Here is a 19558-nt window from a genome sequence, read left to right on the forward strand (position 1 = left end):
AAATATCTTTTGCATTAGACCTGGATATTTTCCTATATTCCTTATAATCATTAACCAATTGTTTTATTTCAAAAGTTACTAGATCTTCAGGAATTTCGATTACATTGTAAATTCTATTAACCTATTCTCCACCCTATAGGAGCACTCCCTGAATTATATTATCATTCTTTAGATAGTTTAATTTTCCTTTATTTGTTTGTTGATAATTAAGAAATAGTTATAATAATTTTAACATACCAATCAACAAAGACAGGAAGGCTTATAACCATAGAAAACTGGGAGGTTTATCAAGATACACAAAAGCAAACTAACAAAGAGGTAACAAAGCACTTATAAAAGCGACACAGAAACATTATAGAAGCAAATAATAAGGATATAAATTCATAAGAATATAAAAGTCAAACCGGTGCTAAGCAAGATATATCAAGGGATACACAGGAGTCGCAGACCGCAAACAGACCGTGAAACATCAATAAATAATAATGGTAATAATGATTCAATATAACAGACCAAGCAATATACTTTAATTACTATTCTCAATTATGAAACATATCAAAATCAAATTGGATCTAGCCCAGTAATACCAATGGATACAGAGAATGTGCAAATTGAGAACAAATCGTCAGCTTAATTGGGCAGTCAAAGGATAGACAATATATACATGATGTATACAAAATGGATACATTGGCCAGGTTGGTATAGGTAAATGTAATATAACATTAATCCAATAGAACAATTACGGTAGTTATATCCTTAAAGGAACTGCAATGAAAAATATTAAATTAGCTATTGTATAATGTACTCATTATGTGAGTATCCTTTTGTATAAATAACATATACAAGAGCACCGATAGAAATACTATTACATTTTTCTATGCCGTTATTAATATTTACAAATTGAGATCAGCAATTTTAATCAAATTTTAATTTAGGAGATGTAGTATTTAAAATAGGATAGGAGATGTTAGTTTATGTTTATCCAAACTCATATGTTAATAGCCAAGCATATTAATAAGATTATTCAACAAAATTTTAATATCACGATAGATTTTAATAGTTTTAGATATGGGAGTATTAAACCAGATATAGATCCTAGAATGATATCAATACCACATTATAAAAATGATTCATTTGATATAATAATGGATATGATAGCTTCTTTACAAAAATATAATTTACCAGCTTGCGATAAGGAGTTAAAAACTTTTTCTGTAAAACTGGGAGTAATTAATCATTATCTTACTGATTTTTTCTGCTTTCCTCATAATAATGAAAAAGCATGCCGTTTAGTTCCTCATTTACTTTATGAAAATAAACTTGCTCAAGAATTTTATAAAATTGATTTAAATAAAATTTGTAACGACACAATAAATTCAATTGCAAAGTGCCCTAGTATGAATATAAAAGAATATGCAGAACTCAGGCATATTGAATATATGAACGGTAAACCTAGCATAAACAAAGATGTCTTTTACTCTGTAGAAATTTGTACTGCTGCTTCTTATTTGATTGTATACAATTGCTTAAATAATATTTATATAGAAAAACTCATAGAACTATAATAAAATTCACGAAATAATGTTAAAGTTAGTTGATGAAGATGTGAAGATTCAATATATAATTAGTACTTTTTTAATTATTATGGAAAATTTCTATTTAAACTATTAAAAGATAATATATTAATTTATTTCTACATAAAAAAGAAAGGATTGTGTTAGATTTGATAGGACATATAATAACTATATTAGGCAAACTTGGATATTTGGGTACATTTTTAGGTATGTTGCTTGAAAGTGCCTGTATTCCAATTCCCAGTGAAATTATTTTACCCTTTGGTGGCTATCTAAGTTTTAAAGGTAATTTAAATTTAATACTTATGATGATTTCTGGTACCTTAGGAGGGACTGTGGGTTCCATTATAGCATATTTAATAGGTGCACGCGGTGGAAGATCTCTTGTAGAAAAATATTCTTTTCAAGACTTCTCCCAATTATTAGAACCTTTATATCACTACCCGCTGGAGTAGCTAAGATGAATTTTCCCAAATTCGTATTATATACTATAGCTGGTTCTGCGATATGGAGTGTATTTTTAGGTTATTTAGGTTTCATAATGGGTGAAAACTGGGAAACTATACATTCCTATTACCATTATGCAGATATAGCAATGGGTATACTTATAATTGGATTTATACTTTATAAAATAGTAACAAGGAAAAAAACTGTAAGTGAATAGCAATCTGGAAAAACCACAATTAGAGAACTAGAATGTATTCATTATGTTCAAAGTCTATTAATTCATACTTAAAGTAATAGACATAATATTGAAAAGAAACCGTAACAATGGATAGATATTATATAAACATAGATTACCCCTTTTTTATTGTATAAATAACCTATAGAAGAGCACTAGTAGAAATACTGGTGTTTTTTCTATATTAAAAATTTATTAATTTATATTTAAAATAATAGCTACAATTGAGACCAGTAATTTTAATCAAATTTTAATTTAGGAATAGCATTATAAAAATGTACATTGACAACATACATTTATAGATAAAAAACCTTCCGACATAGTACTGGTAGAAATACTGTTGCTTTTAAAATAAATTAATGAAAATTTGTAAATCTAAAATATCTATATATATCTTAAAGAAAATTGATTATAAACAATGATCTGGATTAATGGTAGGTATATTAAATTTTTATTTACAAAAAATATATAGTTTGTAAATAAAAGGTTGTTGAAAATGTTATAAAATATAAATTAAGCATTTTAAAATAAATTATATAAATATTTTTATGAGGTACAAATATGAAGAATAGAGTTAATAATGAAGTGAATTTAAGAAGAAATGGAGCTAGGAAGGTCAAAAAATTTAAACTTTTAATATACTTTATAATTTTCCAGCTTTTTTTTGGTATTGCTACAGCACCATGGATAGTTTATTATGGCCCATTTTCTACCTTGAAAAAGATGATTGTAGGTCAAGCTATGAGTACAATGAGTCACCAATATATTGCCACACTTTTTTTATCACAGAAACAAATTAATGACATACTGTATAGCAATAGTAATAGTAATGCTGGCCCTATTGGTTCATTGGCACAGGACTTAAACAAGATAAAAATTGGAAATCATGATAATAATATAGAATTAGAAAAGATTGATGGGAAAAAGTTTACAGGATTAATGTTAGTAGTTCATGATCCAACAAGAGTTAAAATTGGATATTCATCACAGCTTGGAACTGTAGGTCAAACAACCAGTCAGATAGCAAAGAATAACAACGCAATAGCAGCAATAAATGGAGGAGGATTCCAAGATAAAGCTAATAATTCTACAGCTACATGGACTGGAACGGGAGCGCTACCTACAGGTATAATAATTTCTGGTGGAAAGCTTATCTATCCAACCGATAATATAGATTACAATGTAAAAAGGATAGGAGTGGCTGGGATTACTAGTAATGGGCAGCTAATAGTTGGTGATCATAGTATTAATGAATTATTAAAAGATGGAGTTACAGAAGCTATATGCTTTGGACCTACTCTTATAGTAAATGGAACAATTCAGACTAGAGATAGCCAGGGAAGACCAATAGATAGTCAAGGAGCTAATCCAAGAACGGCTATAGGACAAAGAGCGGATGGGTCAATACTTCTTCTTGCTATAGATGGAAGGCAGGGACTTCAAATGGGAGCCACTATTGGAGATGTACAAAAAGTTATGAAGGATCAGGGTGCAATAAACGCAGTTAATCTTGATGGAGGAGCCTCAACCACTTTATATTACAATGGGAGTGTTCAGAACAACCCAAGTGATAAATTTGGTGAGAGACCAATACCAACTGCTATATACGTAAAATAGAAGAGGAGGATTATAGGGTGACAGCTTCTAAAAGAATTTTTTCATGGATTATTATTTCATTGGTTATACAATGTTCAATTTATTTATATTTAAATAATTTTTATTTTTCTCCTGAAGGAAATATAAAGGTTACAAAGATAGACAGCGTAAATAAAATAAATAAAATAAAACCTAATGTAACTTTTACCAATACGGATAAGGATATATCTTTATCCGATGATTTTACATATACTGCATATATGTCTGGTGGACTTGTAAAAATAGTGGATACTACTACTGGAAAAGAAAGAAAGATAAATTTTACAAAGGGTATACAGTGCCTGGCCTATAAATGGGTTCCAGGGACTAACAGAATGATTATAGCTGAAAAGTTGAATGGCAGTAGCGGAAAGATAATAAAATTTTTCTCATATGATGCTGATAAACAAGCAAAAGCTGAAATATATAATTATGAAAGCAAAAAAGAAGATGCTGTGACGGCAGGCCAAAGTGTTGATTTGCAAATTTCTGAATTGACAGGAGTTCTCTATGCAAAGGTAAGCTATAGTAGCGTATTAGACAGAATATATAGAATTGATAGAAATGAGACACTTACTAGAGTAAGTACGGTAACAAGAAATATTGGCAATATAGCAGTTGCATCTAATGATGATCAACTGGTATATGAGGATTTAACTTATGATAGAATGCGTAGTAATTATACACCACAAAAAACAATAATCTTAAATGGAGGAGTTTACAGGAGTTCGCTTTTGGGTTCAGATAATAATGATAATTTCTACATAGGAGTTGGAAAATCACAAATTAGTAAGATTTATTATGGAAAGCTTACAGAAAATACTTCTTCATGGAAAGAATTATACACAGGAGGTTTAGTAAATACTAATGATGTTGTTATAAGTTCAGATAATAATGTGTATGTAGTTGATAAAAATCAAGACACCATTACAGATATAAAGGATAACAAAAGGAATACTTTTTCAGGTAGCTTTATTGAATTAAACAATAATTCAGTTGTTTCAAAAATTGGCAACAAGCTTACAATAAAATCTTTCTAAAAGTAAATTAATAATGAACACTATTTAAAAATTTGTCTATTTAGTTGCGAATTGGACAGGCTAATAGTTGAATATATGATAAGTAAAGATGATGATTTTTAATTGAGAAAATTTCATAATTAACTTAATATAGTATATCAACCTTGTAAATATATGCTAATATGCTGTATATGATTACTTTGATTTTGAATCATGTATTGATTTTTTATGTTAAATTTTTATTATTTATATATTATAAATAATCTTATGTCTAAAATTAGAAGGCTAACATTTTATGTGGGGAAGTGACACATAAGATTATCTTATCTTTCTTATGCATATGGTAAATTCAATACCAAAAATCCTAAGACTTAGATATATAGCTTTTCACCTCTATTCAATTAGACAACCCTTATAGTCTATCAAAAGATATTGCAAAATACAATAAAAAGATTGCAAAATGTATACTAATTGTTGTACAATTGTTTTACAGAAGTACTACAAAATGTAGTTGAGATTTTTAATTTAAATAGATGTACAAGCTATGCATAAGTATAGCAATAATATTTTATGGGAATATTATAATATAGGTAGGTCTGCTTGATGAGTGATAAATTGAGAACGAATGTTAAGGGATACCATGTAAATGACAATGAGAGATGTTTAAAATTTATAAGTGAAGAAAAGTATTTAATAACAAGTAAGGATAAATTTTGGTTAGGTTTTGGAATGTATTTCTGGGATAATAACTCAAATGCAGAATATTGGAAGAAACAAAAAATTAAAAAAGAACCTAATGTAACATATATTAAGGTAAGTAGTAATATATTTATAGACGAAGAATATTTATTAGACTTAACAGATGTAAATATTGTAAATGGATTAGAATATCTTTGGAAATTGTATTGTAAAAAGAAAAAAGAAGAAGAAAATCAACCATTAGGTATTAAGATAGATAAATTAATAGAATTCTTTGAAGATATGAAGAGTATTAAAGTGATTAAGGGTATTGGTAACTATGATATCAACCATAATAAAACCAATACATTTATTAATAAAGAAAGTTATAGCGGTCCTCAAATTGATTGCAATTTAAAAGCTATATATTGTGCGAGAAATTATGGGTTCGTAGTTAATAGAAAAGTAGAATCATAAAAGGAGTTGATATTATGAATGCTTTACAAAAAATAAATAAATGTATAAATAAGTTAGAGAATATGACGCAAGATGAATTTGATGCTATTGTTGTAGAAAAAAATATAGACAAAAAAGTTTATAACGAAAAAGATTATGTTGGCGAAGGTTTTAGTATTTTATTGCCGAATAAGCCAAAAGTTCAATTAATAGAGAAGTATGTTTCAAATACAATAAGATTTAATAAAAATAATTTCTCTACTAGTAAAAATATAGTTCATAGTTCATGTACAATAAATTATGAAGATATAAATAAATTTGATAAAGAAAATCATTCAATAAAAATAATTATACAAGAAATAGAAAATCTTATGGCTAAAATAAATGAGCAAAAAGATAATATATTTAAAGATGATTTATCAAAGGCGGCATAAATATGGCAGATATAAATAGTACGTTAAGATTTAATAATTATATAGTGGAAAATATAGAGTTTAATACTAATTACAATTACTCAGGAGAAGATAAAAAAATTAATTTTAGCATAGACAATCAGTGCGATTTTGAGGAAAATAATTTTATATTGCATTTAGGAATAACAATTTTTCCTGAAGCAGAAAAAAATGACTATCCATTTACTATGAAAGTAAGGATAGTAGGATTATTTGAAGTTGATTCACAAGAAGACGAAAAAAATAAAGTTTATTTTGCTGAGAAAAATTCTATTGCAATTTTATTTCCTTATTTAAGAGCTTTAATATCGGTATATAGTTCAAATGCCAATATTGGGACAGTGATTTTACCCCCGATAAATGTTCTAAAATATCTTGAGGATAAAAAAAATAATAAAAGGCAAAAGGAAAAAGGTATGTAGTTGATAATATAAAGAACTACATACCTTTTTAAGTTTTATTACTATAAAATAAAACTCACTAAATAATAAATCCCATTGGGTTTTATTTGGGATTTATTAATGCAAAATATCACTGAATTTTATAAAAAAGTACAACAAGTAAATTTCATACAATGGCTATTTGTAAGGGGTTACAATAAGATGCTATCATATAAAATAAGCAATGATACACATTCGTAATCAGTAGGTCGCAAGTTCAAATCTTGTCGGGAGCACCATAAAACCCTTGATAACACTAAGTTTCAAGGGCTTTCATATTTCTTGCGAATTGTCTATAAAGTTGATTTGTTGGCAAATATAATTGAAAAATAATTTTTTAATAGATATTATACTAAAAATTTGCTATGTAAAATAAGAAGAAATTTGAGAACAAATGAGAATAAATATAAAACAAATCTGATTGGAATAGCAGTTAAGAAAACGGTTGTATTTTGGTTGTACTTTATATAATAATTATATAAAACTAGATTTAACTAGAATCTTAAAAATGGCTTAAATAAAGGAATTAAGTTACAATTAAAAATGTAGAAAAACAGCATATATTGAGCTACAAAAATATTGATTGTGGATTCAAATCTACTTACCATGCTATTTATGAGGCTTCCTCAGGTTAATGAAATAATATTTAGTAACGATGTAACGCCTATCCTTATATATGAAAGAAAAATTTTATAATAATCTCCAAAATTTTTGATTTACAAACAAAAGTGTATTGTTTTTAGATTAATTAGCTGATTAAAATTAAATACTTTATATAAATAAATTATTTAATCTTCAGCTGCAGTTAATTTCTTTAAATTGCAATATTACTAATTGTTTCATCCTATATACCAAGATCTCTTGCAACATCACTTATAGATCTACTCTCTTTATTTACCAACTTTATTCCATCAGTTTTAAACTGACTATTATGCCTCTTAACGTTATTTGACACTTTCTTTTTCCTCCATATTATAATATCTAACTCATATGTGTACTGAAATTTGAGTATAGTCCATTATTTATATTAATATTTGGAGAAAAGTAAGTCCATTAAATATTGAGAAATAAATAATTAACTTAAACATAAACCCATCTTAACAATAAACTAACAATTTGAGAATATTATTAGCTGAGGATTAATAATATCAGATTTAGCAAAATATATAATGTGGAGGTATATCTATGAAAAAAAATTTAACACTTTTTAAAATATTCAGTATTGTGACAGCAATTAGCTTATTGCTTAGCACAAGTTCAAATGTGTTTGCTGAAAGTGTAAAAACCAATGTAGTGCCAGTTTTAAGCGGTTTTTCAAGTAGAGTGTTTGCACAAGGTACATCATCAGGTACAAAACAACCGGATGACATAACCACAATGGGTGGAAATATATTTATTGGTCTACAAAATGGCGTAGGATCAGATGGAGCAGCATCATCATCAGGACAGACACAGAGTACAATTCAAGAATATGATCAGGCAGGAAATTCAATAGCTAGCTGGAATATAACAGGAAAATGCGATGGACTTACAGCAGATACTGCAAACAATCGTTTAATAGCAACGGTAAATGAAGATGGAAATTCAAGCATGTACATTATTACTCCATCTGCGGCAGGGGCACAACAGGTTCAGCATATTACTTATAAAGCAGCAGCAGGACAGACTTTACCCGCAGGCGGAACAGACAGTATAGCAATACAAAACGGAAATATCTACATATCAGCTTCAGCACCGCAAGCAGACAGCAAGGGAAATTTTACAACAGCAGCTTTATTTCAAGCTGTAATAAATCCTGATAATACAGCGACATTAACTCCTGTATTAATGGATAATGCTACAGCAAACGATGCTACTCCAGGTGCAGCAGCAGGATCAAAAGTAACCTTAAATATGTCAGATCCAGATTCAAACAACATAGTACCTGCAGAAAGTCCTAAATATGCAGGACAAGTAGTTCTTGATGATCAAGGAGATTCAAAGCTTATATTTACAGATAAAATAGGAACACCAAACCAGATAAATACTAGTCTTCCTATAGGAAATCAGATAAATGATATAGTGTGGGCAACAAGTACACAGGGTACTTTATATGTAACAGATACTGCGGATAACAAGATATATGCAATTACAGGTAATTTTACAAAAGGCACAGCCTTTGTAGCAGCACCAAATGATTCAGGAGTAGGCGGCTTTGTTGGAACTATAGATTTAACTTCAGGAATAATTACTCCTTTTGCTGCAGGTATGAAAAGCCCTCATGGTTTATTATTTGTACCTTCAAACTCATCAGTTCAAGCTCCACCTTTAACTGGTGCAATTCCAACTGTAGGTTCATTAACTAGCAAAGTATTTGCGCAAGGTACATCATCAGGTACAAAACAACCGGATGATATAACCACAATGGGTGGAAATATATTTATTGGCTTACAAAATGGTGTAGGATCAGATGGAGCAGCAGCTTCATCAGGACAAACACAGAGCACAATTCAAGAATATGATCAGGCAGGAAATTCAATAGCTAGCTGGAATATAACAGGAAAATGCGATGGACTTACAGCAGATACTGCAAACAATCGTCTAATAGCAACGGTAAATGAAGATGGAAATTCAAGTATGTACATTATCACTCCATCTGCTGCGGGGGCACAACAGGTTCAGCACATAATTTATAAAGCAGTAGCAGGGCAAACTTTACCAGCAGGCGGAACGGACAGTATAGCAATACAAAACGGAAATATTTACATATCAGCTTCAAACCCGCAAGCAGACAGCAAGGGAAATTTTACAACAGCAGCTTTATTTCAAGCTGTAATAAATCCTGATAATACAGCGACCTTAACTCCTGTACTAATGGATAATGCTACAGCAAATGATGCTACTCCAGGTGCAACAGCAGGAGCAAAGGTAACCTTAAATATGTCAGATCCAGATTCAAATAAAATAGTACCTGCAGAGAGTTCTAAATATGCAGGACAAGTAGTTCTTGATGATCAAGGAGATTCAAAGCTTATATTTATAGATAAAATAGGAACACCAAATCAGGTAAATACTTGTCTTCCTATAGGAGATCAGATAGATGATATGGCATGGGCAACAAGTACACAGGGTACTTTATATGTAACAGATACTGCGGATAATAAGGTATATGCAATTACAGGTAATTTTACAAAAGGCACAGCCTTTGTAGCAGCACCTAATGATTCAGGAGTAGGTGGTTTTGTTGGAACTATAGATTTAACTTCGGGTATAATTACTCCAGTTGCTTTTGGTATGAAGAGCCCTCATGGCTTATTGTTTGTACCACAAACACAGCAAGCACCAACTAATACCACTTCACAAACACAGCAAGCACCAACTAATACGGCTACACAAACACAGCAATCACCAACTAATACTACTACACAAACACAACAGGCACCTACTGCTGCTACACAAACTGTAGCCAAAAGTGCTTTGAAAGGTACTTTGCCACAGACTGGTAGTACACTGGATACTACAGTATTTGTAATAGCAGGAGTAATTTTAATTGCTGTTGGTTTATTGATTATCTTTAAGAAAAAGATTGTTGATGGTTTATGGACTATATTTAAGAAAAAAACTGTAATAGAATAAATATTAAGATTAGAGCAGAGCATTCTCTGCTCTAATTTTTAAGATATGAGAATTAATAAAATGCTTAAAAGATTCGTAGGTATTTTAATGGTACTGATTGAGATAATTGCAATAAATTCAGCTATTTATATGAAAGCCAAAACTCGTTCTGTTCAAAATAAATTTATTAATAATTATAATAAATCCAGTAGTACAATTGGAGAATAATTACAAGATAAGTAAGCTTGGCACGGGTATTGAGAATTTCATTCCAATTTCAGTTTTAAATCAATACAAGGATGCCAAATAACGTTAGTAACTTGTACACCTACTAGAGTGGAACTCAAAGATTGATTATTGCAGGTACTATAAATAAAAAAAGTTTTAAAAAAAATCAGTAAAAAGTTTTTTTGTTGGATTTTTATACATTATTAAAAGTATTAAATTTCAAGCATTTAATATAAATAGAAAATGTTAATAGTAGTAATAACAATAATATGTATTTGATGCGTTTTATTCGTATATTGTTTACTAACTAAGGCCACATGATGGATATTAATTCCAACATGTGGCCTATTTTTACACGTGTGTCAGGTATCCGTTATAATTAAAATGGCTAATTATTAATATTTAAAATATTTAATTAAATTTGTATAAAGATTATTCTGCACGACCATGAAGAAAACAAAACATTATACATATAAATTATGTCATAGTAATATTTTTGTGTTGAATTTTATAGCAAGTACTAATTTCAAAATATGGAATAATATGTATTTATTGTAAATTATTAAAATGTAGAATTGAAATACTAATATTGTAGTAATATACTTAATTTATAAATAAATACAATTGTTGCTGTTAGTTAAATGCGTTAATTAAACGAGTTTAATAGTTTTTTGTGTAAAAAGCAATTTAGGGAGGGAAAAATGAAAAGAATAAAATTTACAAAAGAAACTTTTGCAATGATAATAATTTTAATGGTATCCGGAATATTAAATTTTTCAAATTTGGGTATAGAGGGATATGGTAATGAATATTATGCAGCTGGTGTAAGAAGTATGACAGTGAATCTAAAGAACTTCTTCTTTGTATCATTTGATCCTTCTGGTTTTGTAAGCATTGATAAACCGCCAGTAGGATTCTGGCTTCAAGCAATCTCCGCTAAAATATTTGGATTTAGTGGGTTTAGTATAATTTTTCCACAGGCTTTAGCTGGAGTAATTTCTGTTACATTAATTTATCATATAGTAAAAAAGTATTTTGGTACCTTACCGGCACTAGTTTCTGGATTTTGTATTGCAGTAACTCCAATATTTGTAGCTACAAGTAGAAACAATACAATAGATGGTATTTTAACACTAGCTTTGATTACAGCAAGTTATTTTTTTGCATTAGCCATTGAAAAACGAAATGGCAAATATATTGTATTATGCTTAGTTGTAGTTGGTATTGGCTTTAATATAAAAATGGCAGAAGCATACTTGATTTTGCCAGCTATATATATTACATATATGTTATTTTCGTCAATATCTATAAAAAAGAGAATGTTTCATCTTTCAATTGGAACAATAGCTTTATTAATAGTTTCTTTATCCTGGGCTTTGATAGTTGATTTTGTAGCGCCTATAGACAGGCCTTATGTTGGAAGTAGTAAAGATAACACAGAAATACAGCTTATTCTGGGTTATAATGGATTCAAGAGACTTGGAATAAATCTTAAAGCATTAATAAGTAGCAACAAGCAGAATTATGAAGCTTCTAAAGAATATAATAAAAATACCCCTGTAAAATCTAAAAACACAGCCTTTAGTAATATGAAAGAAAATAACATAGAAGTTCTTACTCAAAATATCCAACAAGATTATAGTTCCAAACTAGGTATAACAAGGTTTTTTTCTAAAAATAATTTGTCTGATCAAATTAGTTGGCTAATTCCTTTTGCTATTTTAGGTTTTATAGCAGTTGTGGTAAAGGAAAAAATAAAATTTTCTTTTGAAGATAATAAAAAACTTTTGCCAACATTTTGGTTTATCTGGTTTGTTACAGAATTTCTATACTTCAGCTTTACTTATGGAGTATTTCAGCCTTATTATTTTATAACAATGGTGCCGCCTATTTCTGCACTAGTTGGAATTGGATTACTAACAATGATGGAATTATTTTGTAACAATAGTAATTGGAAAAAGTATATTATATTTTTTACCATTTTAATAAATGCACTATTGGAAATATTAATTTTATCATATAATTTTAACAATGATTCCTATAAAATTGTCATCATATTAACTGCAATTTTCAGTTTGTTACCTTTGGTTTTGTTGTCTATATTTAGTATTGTTAAGGCAAAAGTGGCTAAAGATGAAAGTGTCATTAAATACGAAGTAAAATTTTTAATTTTTGCATTTGTAGGGCTATTGATTGCCCCAACTGTATGGTCCATTACTCCAATGTTTCATACAATGAGCGGTAGAAGTCCTATAGTGGGTTTAGAATTATTTGATAATAAAATAAGTGATACCATAAGTACAAATAAAAAATTAATCCAATTTTTAGAAGAGAATAATGGAAATCAAAAGTATCTATTAGCAACTCCAACTGCTAGTATTTATGCATCGTATATAATAGTTGAAACGGGTAAAACTGCAATGGCTTATGGTGGCTTTAGTGGTGGAGATAAAATAATTACTGTAGAAAAGTTAGAACAGTTAGTAGATAACGGTGAAATCAGATATGCAATGACCTATCCGGAAGGTAATGGAAATAAAGATATAGAAAACTACATTAAAGAAAATGGTAAGATTGTACCAGAAAACAAGTGGAACATTAGTTCTTCAAAATTTATTGGAACTATAGATTATTTATATAAAATAAATGAAAAGCATTATAATTTTAACATAAATAATTCAGTGCAGTTATATGATTTAAAAACAATTAATAGTAATTTATAGTATTTACAATGTATTATCTTAATTTAAATTGTGTAAGTAAAGAAGGAGTTAAAATACTTTAATGGTATTGCCAAATTATTTATATTAGATATTTGTGTTAGAATTTTTCAGAAGAATGCTTTGATTACTCCAAGTTTTTACATCACATATCTTAGAATTAATATTTAATTCTATATATAGTAAAAAACTATAAATAATAAGATAATAAAATGGAGTAAGAGAACCTTATGGAAAGGTAAAAAGTATTTAATTTAGAGAGGTAAAATTTCTAATGTTATTAAAAAATAATAGGACATTGATAGAAAGACGTGTGAGAAATGAAATTATTTATTTTTTGTATAGTAGTAGTCTATGTTGTATTACCTAATTTATATTATAGAAAATTCTCAAAAAAATAATAAAAAAAGTTTAATCGAAAGAAAAAATAGTTGCTCTTACTTTTGATGATGGACCGGATCCAAGATATACTCTTGATTTACTTGATGTACTCAAACAGAATAATGTAAAATGTACTTTTTTTGTTCTTGCGGAAAAAGCACGAAAATATCCAGAAATAATTAAACGTATTGAAGAGGATGGACATTATATTGGACTTCATTCTTTAAAACATATAAATGCTATTTTTAGACCTCCTTGGGGTATGTTTAATCCTGTAACGTTTTATTATGCTAAAATAAATAATTTGAAAGTTGTACTATGGTCAATACATGCTATGGACTGGAGTAGATGGGTAACTGTTGAGTATATTAAAAATAAACTTATTAATAATGTGAAATCTGGAGATATAGTATTATTACATGATGGAAGAGGCGCTCAACAATCTCCATTAAAAACAATTAATGCTTTAAAATTTGTTTTGCCTTATTTAAAAAGAAATGGTTATAGGTTTGTTATGATTAATGAAATATTTTCTAATCATTAAGGATACAAGCGCACTTTGTATCCTTAATAATTTTAATTTAATTCATAAGTTTACTCCAATATATTTTAAGAAAGAGTATTTAGTCTATAAAATATGTATAATATGTTAATCTGAGAGAAAGATTAATATATTTAATCTGATTTTAATATTTTCTATATACAATATAAATGTAGAAGTGTAATTTTAAAATTAGGAGGTACATTTTATGAATAAGAAATCTACTGCAATAGTAACTAGTTTAGCTTTGGGAGGTATCTTATTGTTTGGAACAGCTTTTGTAAATGCTTCACAATTATCTGGATATCAATCATTTAAGGGAGCTGTGAATGATACTAAAAATTTAAAAAACGGGACAATTAATTTACAGTTAGCAGTATCTGATAATGGAAATAACATAATAAATGCAAATTCAAACGTTAAGTTGAATTTAAATGCTAATGCTATGAGCAGTGTAACTACGGTAAAATCAGGAAGTGATACGCAAACTTTTAATAGTTATAAGCAAGATGGAAAAAGTATAACTAAGGACAATAATAGTAACGAATACATTGTAAAACAAAATGGCAGTAAAAATATAAATGGAAAAGATAAAGTTGAAAATCCTGCTGTATCCAAGAGTGTTGAGGTGGTAATGGATACACTAGTGGGAAGTATGCAAAATAAAGTTAGTGTAACTGGTAATACAGATGGTACAAAAAAAGATTCAATAAATTTAAATTCTAGTGAGATAACTCCGCTGTCAAATGCATTAGCTTCTATAGCCTTGATTAGAAATGATAATGAAGCAGTAAATTACAATAAAGTCAATTTAAATAGTTTAAAAAATGTTATACCACAGCTTCAAAGTAATATAAAAATTGAAAGTATCAATTCAAATGGAGATATAAATAAAAATGATGTCATTACAGATCAAACTGCTGTAATTGTATTATCTGGTGATGATGCAAATGGAAAACAACATAATATTAAATTTGATATAAACTTAACTTTATCTAATATTAATAATACAACTCCAGATAAAGTTGACTTGAATGGAAAACAAGTAAAAACTATAACCTCACATTTTGGAGAATAACTCCAATAGTAAATAGATTAAGATATGTTTTAGATAGTTGTTTTTTTACATATATCTAAAACATTATTTTTTAATATAAATAATGGAATGAGGTGTTACGTTGAAAAAAGTGCTAGAGGTAGAGGGACTAACTAAGCTATATAAAAATGGGCGTGGAGTAAAAAACATAAGTTTTAAAGTCTATAGTGGAGATGTATTTGGTTTTCTTGAACCAAATGGCGCAGGTAAGACTACAGTAATGAAAGCAATTACTGCTTTGAATAGATTTGACAGTGGAAAAGTTCAAATTTTAGAAAATGACTTAAAAAAACAATTTGAAGAAGCTTTAAAAAATGTAGGTTCAATTATAGAGACAGCAGATGTTTATGAATACATGAGTGCTTACAATAACTTGAAATTTGTAGCCAGATTTTATAAAGAAATAAATGAAAATGAAATTAATAGTATATTAGATATAGTAAATTTAACTAAGTTTAAACATGAAAAAGTAAGAAAATTTTCTTTGGGAATGAAACAAGCCTGTCTTTACCAAATATAATACGTGTTGGATTGTAGAAATCAAAATTTAACATAACAAACTCTCTTTTTAATAGATGTGATTTTTGAAACATGAGAGTGTTAACTTTTGACGCTGAGTATAAAAGCTGAATATGTGAATCACCTTTTTGTTGAACACTTATTCATAATTTTCTCCCTCTCTTTGTATTAGGTTAGTGTAAAATTTTTTACACTAACAGTTTATAAAGGGAGGAATTTTTAATGAAAGTTGTGGCTTTTAATGGAAGTCATTCTAAAGCAGGAAATACTTATCATGGAATAAAAATAGTTATTGATGAACTTGAGAGAGAAGGTATAGAAACAGAAATAATTCATGTAGGAAATAAGTCTATTAGAGATAGATTAAGTTAATTGGCAACCTTCTTACAGGACGAAGTATAGGGAACAAATTATATGTTGGCACTTTTGTTGGCAAAATTATATTTTTTTATTTTATAAGATATTTCTTTAAATGCTTATAAGCTACTAATATCAATAATTACATCACTTTATATAATTTTAAATTTCATAACTTTTTTATGTTTCAACTAATTCGTAATCAGTAGGTCTAAAATCAGCTTATTTAACTTAATAAGCTACCTTTATATTTTTCCCACACTTTTCCCACAAAAGTTTCAGATAGCTATAGTTTTGTTTAGAAAGCAGAAGTAAGTAAAGTTAGTAATATCAACATTTATAGGAAAGTGCAGAAAAATAAAAATATATAAAAACAAATCACGGGTTCGATTCCCGTTGGGGCTACCAAAGCTTTAAATAAGCTAGTTTACAGAGTTTGTATACTGGCTTATTTTTTTATTTTCCCACACTAGTTTTAGAAAACTATAGTTTCTGTTAGAAGGCAGTAGTTAGTAAAGCTAGTAAGATCAATGCTTACAGTAAATTTTAGAAAACTGTAGTTTGCTATAAGGCAAAACCTTTGGTTGTGGGTGGGTTCGGAAGTTTAACAGCCGTATATAGCTGATATATTGGATTGTTAAATTTAAATAGAAATTTTTTATGTTCAATTTCAGCCTTAATTAACAAGTTTTTATATCTCATAAATAAATTTTTACTACTTATTGGATTACCAGTTGCAGTAGCAAATATAAGATTATTATTTTTATAAGAATCACCAGCTTTTAATTTTTCCTCATCTTGTTTTAACTTATGAGATTTAATTATTTTTATTAGGTTTGAAGGGATAGGTACAATTCTATTACTTGTTTTAGATTTGGGAGTTTGGATTAAAATTTTATGTCCATCACTATTACCGTCATCATTAAAGATTTTTATTCTTTTAATTGTTTTTTTCAACTTTAATTTTTCTATGAAAGCTAGTTTATATAAATTCATGATTTCTTTACCAAAGTCCGAATAAAAACTGAAGTTGGTAAAATTATGCAAAATTGAAATTGACAAATGGATTAACGAAAATAAATTTTCAATGAAAGATGAAGATGATATTGACTTGAAAATCAAATCACGTATTAAAGGTTGAGCTTTTCCCGAAAAAAAGGACACTTCAGAGTTAGGTATTCTCTTTAAATCTCAATATTACTATTGTTTTCACATCATAGAAAATTCAATTAGAATTTTTCTAAGATGCTAACAAAATTTTATATTTATCTCTAAATTGAGATGGTGTCATATATCCTAAGGCCTGATTTTTCCTTTTTCGGTTATAAAAAATTTCTATGTACCAAAATATATCACGACGTGCTTCTTCACGCGTAGCGTATTGTTTTTGGTATAACATTTCGAATTTTATTGTACTGAAGAAGGTTTCAGCACAGGCATTATTGCGGCTCATGCTGCATATTATTTTGTGACTTTTTAAGAATGATTGATATTCATGACTGCAGTAATCGACTAAAGGAAAGGGATTGCTCCCTTTGCCTCGTCTAAGAACCGTACGTGAGAGTTTCCCGCTCATACGGCTCAAGCATTTCTTCACCATTTCTGGCGGCAGCCAGTGATTTTAATTTCATTTTTCTTTTCTCAAAATACTCTTTGTGTATAAAGGGATTTTTAGAAATCTGCAATTTAGGGTGTCGGATGATATTTATCCTTCTCAGATTTATAAGGCTGTATTCATCCGTCATGAACAACCATCTCTTCTCATTCTTTTCATGCCAATATTTGTTCAGTCTCCACCATTTATTTTTGTTGGGGTGTCGATGCTTTGCCCATTGTTGTAATAAAAGATACAATGTATTGTTGATGTAAGAAAAGACTTTACTTGCTACAACATGTTTGTGATAGTTTGTCCATCCTCTAATCACTTGATTTAGTCTTCGGATTAATTCGGATTGATTGTGTGCTTTTCCTTCTTTCAGAATAATAGTAGCGCATTTTCTTATAAGGGTTCTTATTGAGTTTTCTGATGGTTTGACAATTAATTTTTCCTTGAACTTTCGAAATGTCCAGCCAAGAAAGTCAAAGCCGTAGTCTATATGCGTAATCGTTGTTTTCTCTTGGGATAGATTTAATCCACGATTTTTGAGAAATTTACTGACGATATCTTTTAGTTCTTCTGCTATTTCTTTTGTATTTGCAGTAATTATAAAGTCATCAGCATAACGTACCATATTTACTTTGGTTTTTGCTCGATAGTGATTTTCTATTTTGCCCTTTGAGTTTCGATGGTATTTGTCTTGAATTAATTTTTCAAGACCGTCTAATGTCATATTTGCATAGAGACTTGAGATAGCTCCGCCTTGTGGTGAACCTGTGTCCGTAGGAAATAGGTTACCCTCATATATGAATCCTGATTTTAAAAATTGCTTCATTATTCTTTTATCCATCGGTATGTTCTTTTGTAACCAATCATGGTTGATGTTATCAAAACAGCCTTTGATATCTCCTTCTAATATCCAAGTAGGAGAACATTTTCTTGACAGTACACAGAATGTCTGTTCGCAAGCATCCTTAGCACTTCTTCCTTTACGAAAATCAAAAGAAATGTGGTCTCCAGTAACTTCAGCTACTGGTTCTAGTGCAAGTGCATACAGTGTCTGCATGGCTCTGTCATACATTGTAGGGATTCCCAGCGGTCGTTTCTTGTTTTTGCCTTTCTTTTTAATGTAAACTCGTTTAAGAGGTTTTGTTCTATATTGTTTATCTGTAAGTGTTAGTACCGCCTTTATTTTTGAAGCTGATGTTGACCATAGCTTTTTGTCTACACCAGATGTGTTTTTTCCCTTATTAGATGTTACTTTTTTTACTGCATAGGCTTTTGCATAGAATGAATGTGTTAGTAAGTATTGTAATCTTTTGGTCTTGTTCTTGTCACCCTTCACTGTTGCCTTGGCAATTCTGGATTGTAGCCTATTAACATATTTTTGTACCTGCAACCAGTCAATTGATTCCCATTGACTGGTTAGTGTGTTTTTGTCTTTTAGTCTCTCGGTTTTATCCGTCGTTGAATTACTAAAATTCATAAGTTTACCCTCCGTTTCTGCCAAGAAATACCATAGGATAAGTCAGCACCCTTTCGGGTTAGGGCAAAGTTTGAACCCCTATCTTCTTTCATTACAAAAGTAGCTT

General features: G+C 29.0%; 14 protein-coding genes and 4 pseudogenes. 15 read left to right on the top strand and 3 right to left on the bottom strand.

All coding sequences use genetic code 11. The features are described from left to right. Nucleotides 1–971 precede the first annotated feature (971 nt). From CLOPA_RS23665 to CLOPA_RS24300, 15 genes and pseudogenes are all read left to right on the top strand, one after another. A complete protein-coding gene (locus CLOPA_RS23665; RefSeq protein WP_015615020.1) occupies nucleotides 972–1562 on the top strand; it encodes a zinc dependent phospholipase C family protein in 591 nt (196 codons plus the stop codon). A gap of 146 nt (nucleotides 1563–1708) precedes the next feature. After that, nucleotides 1709–2235: pseudogene (locus tag CLOPA_RS08510) on the top strand (DedA family protein). 579 nt (nucleotides 2236–2814) lie between these two features. Continuing rightward, nucleotides 2815–3870, top strand: a complete 1056-nt coding sequence (locus CLOPA_RS08515; RefSeq protein ID WP_015615021.1) for a phosphodiester glycosidase family protein — start codon at nucleotides 2815–2817, stop codon at nucleotides 3868–3870. 17 nt (nucleotides 3871–3887) lie between these two features. Continuing rightward, nucleotides 3888–4928 carry a hypothetical protein gene (locus tag CLOPA_RS08520; RefSeq protein ID WP_015615022.1) on the top strand — a complete coding sequence of 347 codons (1041 nt, stop codon included), beginning with the start codon at nucleotides 3888–3890 and terminating at the stop codon, nucleotides 4926–4928. 582 nt (nucleotides 4929–5510) lie between these two features. Further along, nucleotides 5511–6062, top strand: coding sequence for a hypothetical protein (locus CLOPA_RS23670; protein WP_015615023.1), 552 nt, complete (start codon nucleotides 5511–5513; stop codon nucleotides 6060–6062). Nucleotides 6063–6076: 14 nt separating this feature from the next. Continuing rightward, nucleotides 6077–6475, top strand: a complete 399-nt coding sequence (locus CLOPA_RS08530) for a hypothetical protein (protein WP_015615024.1) — start codon at nucleotides 6077–6079, stop codon at nucleotides 6473–6475. 2 nt (nucleotides 6476–6477) lie between these two features. Further along, nucleotides 6478–6915 (top strand): protein-export chaperone SecB, encoded by a 438-nt coding sequence (locus CLOPA_RS08535; RefSeq protein ID WP_015615025.1) that lies wholly within the window; start codon nucleotides 6478–6480, stop codon nucleotides 6913–6915. Nucleotides 6916–8118: 1203 nt separating this feature from the next. After that, nucleotides 8119–10548 (top strand): LPXTG cell wall anchor domain-containing protein, encoded by a 2430-nt coding sequence (locus CLOPA_RS08545; RefSeq protein ID WP_015615027.1) that lies wholly within the window; start codon nucleotides 8119–8121, stop codon nucleotides 10546–10548. Nucleotides 10549–10593: 45 nt separating this feature from the next. Then, the gene (locus tag CLOPA_RS24960) at nucleotides 10594–10755 is read left to right on the top strand and encodes a hypothetical protein (protein WP_155241887.1); all 162 of its coding nucleotides are present in this window, start codon (nucleotides 10594–10596) and stop codon (nucleotides 10753–10755) included. Between the two features lie 701 nt (nucleotides 10756–11456). Further along, entirely contained in the window at nucleotides 11457–13478 is a 2022-nt protein-coding gene (locus CLOPA_RS08550; RefSeq protein ID WP_015615029.1) for a glycosyltransferase family 39 protein, read from the top strand. A gap of 424 nt (nucleotides 13479–13902) precedes the next feature. Further along, nucleotides 13903–14046 (top strand): annotated as a pseudogene (locus tag CLOPA_RS26035) (polysaccharide deacetylase family protein); the annotation flags it as partial. Nucleotides 14047–14160: 114 nt separating this feature from the next. Beyond that, complete coding sequence (locus CLOPA_RS26040) at nucleotides 14161–14400, top strand: hypothetical protein (protein ID WP_242834285.1); 240 nt, start codon at nucleotides 14161–14163, stop codon at nucleotides 14398–14400. 205 nt (nucleotides 14401–14605) lie between these two features. Further along, complete coding sequence (locus tag CLOPA_RS08560) at nucleotides 14606–15475, top strand: hypothetical protein (protein WP_015615030.1); 870 nt, start codon at nucleotides 14606–14608, stop codon at nucleotides 15473–15475. Nucleotides 15476–15584: 109 nt separating this feature from the next. After that, nucleotides 15585–16013, top strand: a complete 429-nt coding sequence (locus CLOPA_RS08565; RefSeq protein WP_242834320.1) for an ATP-binding cassette domain-containing protein — start codon at nucleotides 15585–15587, stop codon at nucleotides 16011–16013. 221 nt (nucleotides 16014–16234) lie between these two features. Continuing rightward, nucleotides 16235–16369, top strand: a pseudogene (locus CLOPA_RS24300) (NAD(P)H-dependent oxidoreductase); the annotation flags it as partial. A 564-nt stretch (nucleotides 16370–16933) separates the two neighbouring features. On the opposite strand, the gene CLOPA_RS08570 reads toward CLOPA_RS24300, so the two are convergent. The 3 genes and pseudogenes from CLOPA_RS08570 to ltrA form a co-directional block, all read right to left on the bottom strand. Continuing rightward, nucleotides 16934–17365: a hypothetical protein gene (locus CLOPA_RS08570; protein WP_041710846.1), complete on the bottom strand. Its 432-nt coding sequence runs from the start codon at nucleotides 17363–17365 to the stop codon at nucleotides 16934–16936. A gap of 244 nt (nucleotides 17366–17609) precedes the next feature. Next, nucleotides 17610–17876 (bottom strand): annotated as a pseudogene (locus CLOPA_RS25560) (IS3 family transposase); the annotation flags it as partial. Between the two features lie 37 nt (nucleotides 17877–17913). Further along, nucleotides 17914–19452, bottom strand: coding sequence for a group II intron reverse transcriptase/maturase (ltrA, locus tag CLOPA_RS08575; RefSeq protein WP_015615034.1), 1539 nt, complete (start codon nucleotides 19450–19452; stop codon nucleotides 17914–17916). Between the last annotated feature and the right edge of the window lie 106 nt (nucleotides 19453–19558).

Origin of the sequence: Clostridium pasteurianum BC1 (assembly GCF_000389635.1) — a bacterium.
Classification (GTDB): Bacteria; Bacillota; Clostridia; order Clostridiales; family Clostridiaceae; genus Clostridium_I; species Clostridium_I pasteurianum_A.